Origin of the sequence: Nonomuraea rosea, from assembly GCF_039539705.1 — a bacterium.
GTDB lineage: Bacteria > Actinomycetota > Actinomycetes > Streptosporangiales > Streptosporangiaceae > Nonomuraea > Nonomuraea rosea.
Genome location: NZ_BAABDQ010000008.1, coordinates 361222 through 369163, shown reverse-complemented (window position 1 = coordinate 369163; position 7942 = coordinate 361222). Strand labels below are relative to the sequence as shown.

4 protein-coding genes are annotated in these 7942 nt (G+C 72.5%); 3 read left to right on the top strand and 1 reads right to left on the bottom strand.

Annotated features, from left to right (window positions below; translation table 11 throughout):
- The coding region (locus tag ABEA43_RS21845; protein ID WP_345564337.1) for an amino acid adenylation domain-containing protein at positions 1-4105 on the bottom strand (4105 nt) is incomplete at its 3' end.
- A 358-nt stretch (positions 4106-4463) separates the two neighbouring features.
- Here ABEA43_RS21845 and ABEA43_RS21840 point away from each other — a divergent pair.
- Genes ABEA43_RS21840 through ABEA43_RS21830 form a run of 3 tightly spaced genes read left to right on the top strand, consistent with a single transcriptional unit; the run spans position 4464 to position 7938 of the window.
- Positions 4464-4808 (top strand): phosphopantetheine-binding protein, encoded by a 345-nt coding sequence (locus ABEA43_RS21840; RefSeq protein ID WP_345564335.1) that lies wholly within the window; start codon positions 4464-4466, stop codon positions 4806-4808.
- Positions 4805-6469 carry a glycosyltransferase gene (locus ABEA43_RS21835; RefSeq protein ID WP_345564333.1) on the top strand — a complete coding sequence of 555 codons (1665 nt, stop codon included), beginning with the start codon at positions 4805-4807 and terminating at the stop codon, positions 6467-6469. The genes ABEA43_RS21840 and ABEA43_RS21835 overlap by 4 nt, the downstream gene beginning before the upstream one ends.
- Positions 6466-7938, top strand: a complete 1473-nt coding sequence (locus tag ABEA43_RS21830; protein WP_345564332.1) for a glycosyltransferase — start codon at positions 6466-6468, stop codon at positions 7936-7938. The genes ABEA43_RS21835 and ABEA43_RS21830 overlap by 4 nt, the downstream gene beginning before the upstream one ends.
- The last annotated feature ends 4 nt before the right edge of the window (positions 7939-7942 follow it).

Sequence of the window (7942 nt, the reverse complement as noted above, 5' to 3'; positions counted from 1 at the left end):
GGTCTGGGTCGAGGATGTAGATCTGGGTGTTGGCGAGGGGGTGGCCGAGGGAGATCTGGTCGGGGTTGTGGGGGACTTCCCAGGCGGTGGACCAGATGGTCGTCTCGGTCGGGCCGTAGACGTTGAACAGGCGGCCCGTCCTCGACCGCAGCTCCACGGCCAGCGGCTCGCTCAGGGCCTCGCCGCCGACGAGGGCCGTGATGCCGGGATCGGCGTACCCGCCGGCCAGGAGCACCCGCCAGCCCGAAGGGGTGGCCTGGACGTGGGTGACCCGCTGAGCGCGGATCAGGCCGGCGAGCGCGGCGCCGTCCAGGACGATCGCGGGGTCGGCGATCACCGTGCGGGCGCCGGTGATGAGCGGGAGATAGAGCTCAAGCCCCGAAATGTCGAACGACAGGGACGTCAGGGCGAGCCAGGCGTGATCGTGCGTGGCGTCCAGGAGGTCCCGCATGGCGATGAGGAAGTTGAGCAGGGCCCGGTGGGGGATGACGACGCCTTTGGGGCGGCCGGTGGAGCCGGAGGTGTAGAGGATGTAGGCGGGATCGCCGGGGTTGATCGCTAGGCCCAGGTCGGTGGCGTCATAGGCGGATAAGTCAGCATCCATGGTGAGGACGGTGCCGGTGAAGGCAGGGAGCCGGTCGTGGAGCTGGGTGAGCAGGGTGGTGGCGCCGGAGTCGCTCAGGACGAGCTCGATGCGGGCGGCGGGGTAGTCGGGGTCCAGCGGCAGGTAGGCGGCTCCGGCCTTCATGACGGCGAGCATGGCGGCGAGGGTCTGGGCGGAGCGGCCGGCATACAGGGCGACGATGTGTCCGGTTCCGACTCCGGCGGCTTGCAGGCGGCGGGCCAGCCGGTTGGCGGTCGCGTTCAGCTCTCCGTAGGTGAGCTGGGCATCGTCCACGACCGCTGTCCGGTCGGGGGCCTTGGCGGCCCACTCCTCGAACAGCGGCACCATTCCCGAAATGTCGGGCAGGGCTAACACAGTGTCGTTCCGGCCGTGCAGCAGCCGCTCGCGTTCGGCGCCCGTCACGCGGGACAGGTGGGACAGCCGGGCGTCAGGCTCCTCGGCGGCGTTCCGCAACAGCCCGGCGAACTGCGCCGCGATCCCCTCGATCGTCGCCGGGTCGAACAGGGCGGCGTCGTACCCGAACGTCAGCTCCAGCCCGTCGCCGCCGAACCAGGCGTCCAGCGTCAGATCACACCGGGCAGGGACATAGTCGGCATGGAACACCTCGGCCGTGACGCCCCCGAACGTCGCCGCGCCGCCGTCGTCCTGCGTGTGCAGAATCATCATGGTCTGGAACAGCGGGGCCCGATCGCCGCCGCCCAGCCGTTCCATCGGGACGTCCCCGTACGGGAAGGCGTCGAGCACCGCGGCCCGCGTCCGTGCCAGCAGGCCGGTGAAGGCGGGATCGCCCGACAGATCGCCGCGCAGCACCAGCGTGTCGGCCAGGAACCCGATCAGCGGCTCCAGCTCGACCCGGTCCCGTCCGGCGACGGCCGTGGCCACCGCGAGGTCCTGCTGCCCGCTCTGCCGCGCGAGCACCGCCTGATAGGCGGCGAGCAGCACCATGAACAGCGTCGTGCCGGTCTCGCGCCCGAGCCGCTCCAGCGCGGCCACCGTCGCGCCGGGCAGCGTGGCCCGGTGCAGCGCGCCGCGCCGCCGCGCGTCCGCCCGGCGCGGCCGGTCGGCAGGCAGGTCCAAGGCCGGAAGCCCGGCCAGGCGCGCCCGCCAGTACGCCAGGGCGGCGTCACCCGCGCCGGCCGCGTCCCGCCGCTGCCGCCAATGAACGACGTCGCCGTGCTGGACGGCGAGCTCCGGCGGCTCCCGCCCGTCGTAGCAGGCGGCCAGGTCGTCCAGGAGGATGTTCTGCGACCAGCCGTCGCCGACGATGTGATGGAACACGACGCACCACACATGCTCGTCCGCGGCCAGCCGGATCAGCGTCGCGCGCAGCGGGGGAGCGTCCGCCAGATCCATCGGCGCGTTCACCCGTACCGTCACCAGGCGCCGGGCCTCCGCCTCGCGCGCATCGGGCGGCAGGTGCGACACGTCGAGCCGCTCGACCGCGACCGGAGCCGGTGGCTCCACCACCGCGACGGGCATGCCGTCGGCCTCGGGGAAGCGGGTGCGCAGCGTCTCGTGCCGCGCCGCGACGCGGGTGAGCGTATCGGCCAGGCGCGCCGGGTCGAGCGGGCCGCGCAGCCGCCGCGCCAGATAGACGTTGTACGAGGCGTCCTCGGGGTCGAGCCGGTACAGGAACCACAGCCGCTCCTGCGCGGCGGAGAGCGGCGGAGCGCTGCCCGCCGGGCGCGGCGCGAGCGGGACCGACGGGGTCTCCAGCTCCTGTACGGCCGCGGCGAACGCGGCCACGGTCGAGTGCGCGAACAACATCGCGACCGGCACCTCGACGCCGAGCCGCCCGGTGAGCCTGGCCGCCGCCTTGGCCGCGAGCAGCGAATGCCCGCCGAGCAGGAAGAAGTCGTCGCCCGTGCCGGCCGCGTCCAGCCCGAGCACGTCCGCGAACACCTCGGCCACCTGCCGCTCGACCGGCGTGCGCGGCTCCTCACCGGACCCGCTCTCCAGCAGCTCGGGCGCGGGCAGGGCGTTGCGGTCCAGCTTGCCGTTGGGGGTGAGGGGAAGCGCGCCGAGCGGGACGAACACCGCCGGGATCATGTACGCGGGCAGCCGACTGGCGAGGTGGGCGCGCAGGTCTTCCGGGTCGAACCCGCCGCTCACCACATAGGCCACCAGAGTCTCGCGATGAACGGTGGTGGCGGCTTGGGTGACGTGGGGGTGGGTTTCGAGGGTGGTGTCGATGTCGCCGAGTTCGATGCGGTGGCCGCGGAGTTTGATTTGGTGGTCGGTGCGGCCGAGGTAGTGGAGGGTGCCGTTGGGGTTTTGGCGGACGAGGTCGCCGGTGTGGTAGAGGCGGGTTCCGGGTGGGCCGTGGGGGTTGGGGGTGAAGTGGTGGGCGGTGACTGCGGGGTGGTGGTGGTAGCCGTGGGCGAGGCCGTGTCCGGCGATGTGGAGTTGGCCGGGTGTGCCGTCGGGGACGGGTTGGAGGTCTGGGTCGAGGATGTAGATCTGGGTGTTGGCGAGGGGGTGGCCGAGGGAGATCTGGTCGGGGTTGTGGGGGACTTCCCAGGCGGTGGACCAGATGGTCGTCTCGGTCGGGCCGTAGACGTTGAAGAGCCGCGCGGTGCGGGAGCGGAGATCACGGGCGAGGGGGACGGTCAGCGCCTCGCCGCCGACCAGGGCGGTGATCGTGGCGCCCGCGAAGTCCCCGGCCAGGAGGACCCGCCAGCCCGAGGGGGTCGCCTGGACGTGGGTGACGTGGTGGGCCCGGATCAGCTCCGCCAGGCGGCGGCCGTCGCGAGCCGTCTCGGGGTCGGCGATCACCGTCCGGGCGCCGGTGACGAGCGGGAGATAGAGCTCAAGCCCCGAAATGTCGAACGATAAGGAGGTCAGGGCGAGCCAGATGTCGTCTTGCGTGGCGTCCAGAAGGTCCCGCATGGCGATGAGGAAGTTGAGCAGGGCCCGGTGGGGGATGACGACACCTTTGGGGCGGCCTGTGGAGCCCGAGGTGTAGAGGATGTAGGCGGGATCGCCAGGGTTGACCGCTAGGCCGAGGTCGGTGGCGTCGTAGGCGGATAAGTCGGCATCCATGGTGAGGACGGTGCCGGTGAAGGCGGGCAACCGGTCGTGGAGCTGGGTCAGCAGGGTGGTGGCGCCGGAGTCGCTCAGGACGAGCTCGATGCGGGCGGCCGGGTAGTCGGGGTCCAGCGGCAGGTAGGCGGCGCCGGCCTTCATGACGGCGAGCATGGCGGCGAGGGTCTGGGCGGAGCGGCCGGCGTATAAGGCGACGATGTGCCCGGTTCCGACTCCGGCGGCTTGCAGGCGGCGGGCCAGCCGGTTGGCGGTCGCGTTCAGCTCCCCGTAGGTGACCTGGGCATCGTCCACGACCGCTGTCCGGTCGGGGGCTTTGGCGGCCCGCTCCTCGAACAGCGGCACCATTCCCGAAATGTCGGGCAGGGCTAACGCAGTGTCGTTCAGTTCTCCCGGCAATGGGTGGATCGGGATCTCCTTCTGCGGCATTTCGCGCATCGCGCCATCCTTCGTCGGACAGGCGTGGTCGTCCCCGCTCGGAGGGGGGACGAGACGCCCGCTGCGAGCACCCGCTGAACCGTTTCCATGGGAACGCTCCCACGGGACGTCAGGGTAAGGAGGCTGTCCCGGCGAGGTCAATATGAGTTGAAGATTTGATTGGATTGGTTCGGCCGAACAGGCAGACATGGGCCTCTAGCTGGGGATCCTTACAAGGGTGTTTCGGAAACATTACTGAGATTGTTCTCTTGACTTCCGCCGCCCGTGATCTCAGGCTCTTCGTGTGGGGCTTTCCTGGGCATTATTTGGGAGCGCTCCCACACTTGTCCTGCCCTCTGAACGTCCGGAGAACGGGAAAATGACACCGACTGAGGAAGTCGTCATAGGGATCTGGACCGACCTCCTGAGCACCCCGCCACGCTCCCTCACCGATGATTTCTTCACGCTGGGCGCGCAGTCGCTCACCGTGGTCCAGTTCCTGGGGCGGGTCCAGGAACGCTATGGCGTCGAGCTGCCCGTGGACGAGCTCTTCGCGACGGAGTTCACCGTCGCGGAGGCCGCCAGGCTGATCGACGAGACCCTGCTCGGCGGGGTCACCGACGAGCAGCTCGCGGAGCTGCTCGACGAGCTGGACGGCATGTCCGAGGACGAGGTCAGGAGCCTGCTGGACGAGAGCTCGCCGCTGGGCGAGACCTCGACGTGACGGGCGCGGGCATCGGTCCAGGGGCCGCTTCCGAGACCGGCATGCTGCTGGTGACGCACGGCACGGACGGGGACGTGCTGCCGTTCGTCCGGCTGGGGCGGGTGCTGCTCGAACGCGGGCACGCGGTGACGCTCCTGACCCACGCCCCCTACCGGCGCCGGGCCGAGGCGGCCGGGCTCGATTTCGTGCCGATCGACACGCCGGACGGGTTCGAGCGCTACTCGGCCGACACCGCCCTGCTGCCCGGTGGCCTGGGCACGCTGGACTGGCTGGAGTTCTACCGGCGCAACGGGCTGTTCGAACAACTCGCCCTGGAGTGCCGGGAGCTGGCCGGGCGGGTCCGGCGCGGGCGTACCGTGCTGGTCGGCCGGCACACCTCCGCGCTGTCGGTGCTGCTGGTCAGGGAGCTGCTGGGGGTGCCCGCCGCCTGGGTGGCGGTGGCCCCGATCCAGCCGATGGCGGCCGACGTCGCCCGCCACCTGCACCAGCACGTGCTGTCAGGAGGGATCGACGAGGTCCGCCACGGCCTGGGGCTGGAGCCGGTGGCCGACTGGGCGGGCTGGTTCTCCTCCGCCGACCTGCACGTCGGGCTCTGGCCCCGCTGGTTCGACCAGGCCGGGCCCGCGTCGGGCCGTACGGTGCGGCTGACGGGCTTCCCCTTGCCCGACGACGACCCCGAGCCCCACCAGAACATGGCAGAAGACCCGCTGCCCGTGGCGGCGGCCGAGCTGCTGAGCGGGCCGGTGCGGCCGGTGCTGATCACGGGTGGCACGGGGCGGATGCTGCACGCCGGGTTCTACCAGGCGGCCCTGGCGGGCTGCCGGTCGGCGGGATTGCCGGCGCTGCTGGTGGTCCCGCACGAGGAGCTCCTTCCGCGACCGCTCCCGCCCAGGGTGACGTGGTTCCCCCGGCTGCCCTTCCGCACGGTCATGCCGGAGGTCGCCGCCGTGCTGCACCACGGCGGGATCGGCACCCTGACCAGGGCACTCGCCGCCGGCACCCCACAGGTGATCCTCGCGCACGGCGCCGACCGTCCCGACAACGCCGCCCGCCTGGCCGGCCAGGGCCTCGCCCACTGGCTCCCCGAAGCCCGATGGACCCCCGAAGAGGTGGCCACCGCCCTGAACGCCGCCCTGAACGCCGCCCTGAAGGACGGGCTCAAGGACGTGCGCCGACCACTCGCACCCGGGCCAGCGGACGCGGCCAACGGCCTGACGCTCGCCGCAGAACACCTGGAGTCCCTGCTGATAACCCCCGCCGCCCCGCCACACCCGCCTCACACCGACCCGAACGCCGTCCGCCACGCTGGCCGGGAGGGCGTCCGCAGCACCGGCCCGGAGGGCGTCCGGCACTCTGACCGGGAGGGCGTCCGGCACGTTGGCCCGGAGGGCGTCCGGCACACCGGTCTGGACGGCGTTGGCCACGGCAGGCCGGAGGACGTCACCCCCAGCGGTTCCCGCGCCGGTGGTCGCGGCGCTGCCGGCGGCCCCCTCTCCGGCGGCCCCCTCTCCGGCGGCTCAGGTGACGGCGGCCAGGGCGGGGCGGACGGGGATGGGGGTGCGAATGCCGTTGGGCGGCGGCTGGCGGGGCTTCCTGCTGGGCAGCGGCGGGTGCTCGTCGCCGAGCTGCGGCGGCGGCTGGCCGAGCGAGGCGCCCCGTGAGAATCCTGCTCGCCCAGAACCTGATCCACCTGCCCTCCCACGGCGGCGCGAACAAGTCCAACCGCATTCTCATGGAGCACCTTGCCGCGCGGGGACACGACGTGCACGTGGTGGCGCCCCTGTCCGGCGCCCTGCGTACGGGACCGGACGGCGCGGGCGCCGAGGACCTGATCCGCCGCGGCGCCCGCCTCGTCGAGACCGGCGGCCCCGGCGAAGCTGGCAGCTCCGGCGAGGCCGGCGCCCCCGGTGAGACGGGCGGCCCCTGCGAGATCGCCCGCTCTGGCGGGACCGGCGGCCCTGGCGAGACGGGCGGCCCCGGCGAGGTCGTCTACTCCTACCGTGGTGTCACGGTGCACGCGGTGACCGAGCCGCATCTGCTGGCCAGGCGGGTCGCGGAGGTGGCCGGCCGGCTCGCGCCCGACTGGACGCTCGTGCCTTCGGACGACCCGGGCCTGATCGTCCTTGGCGCGGCGCTGCGAGCCACGCCCGACCGTGTCGTCTATCTCGTTCACACGCTGCAGCAACTGCCCTTCGGCCCCGGCGCGTTCTATCCGAGCGCCGCGGGCACCCGGATGGTGCGGCGGGCCGCCGGGGTGGTCGCGGTCAGCCGGGCCGCGCAGGACTACTGCCGCCGCCACGCCTCCCTGGAGTCGACCCTGATATATCCGCACATCTACGATCACCCGCCAGACGACCCGACCAGCCCCGGCCCCTACGTCACCATGATCAACCCGTGCGGCTACAAGGGCCTGCCGATCTTCCTCGGCCTGGCCGACGCCTGCCCCGGCATCGCCTTCCTGGCCGTGCCGACCTGGGGCACCACGGAGGCCGAACGCGCGGAGCTGGCCCGCAGGCCGAACATCACGATCATGCCCCCGGCCGACGACGTCCACGAGATCCTGCGCCGTACCCGGATCCTGCTCATGCCCTCCCTGTGGGACGAGACCTTCGGGTACGCCTGCGTGGAGGCCATGCTCAGCGGCGTCCCCGTCCTCGCCTCCGACACCGGCGGCCTGGCGGAGGCCAAGCTCGGCGTGCCGTACCTGCTGCCGGTCCGGCCGGTCGAGCGCTACGAGGCCGCCGGGCACGCCCGACCGGTGCCCGTTGTGCCCGAACAGGACCTGGGCCCCTGGCTGGCCGCGCTGCGCCGGCTCACCGACGACCCCCATCACCACGCCGACCTCGCGGCACGCTCCAGGCAGGCGGCCCGCACGTTCACCGCCGGGCTGAAGAGGGACGCGCTGGAGACGTACCTGACCGGGCTCGCCCCGCCGCCGCCGTCCCCGCTCGCGCAACGGCGTCGAGCGGCGCTGGCCAGCCTCGCCGCCGCAAGGGCAATCCCGGAACGAGCAGGCCCAGAGAGAGCAGGCCCAGAGGGAGTAGGCGCGGAAGGGGCAGGCCGGGAAGAGGCAGACGCGGAAGGGGCAGGTTCGGAAGGGCGGGCGGTCGCGGAAGGGCGGGCCCGGTGAACGG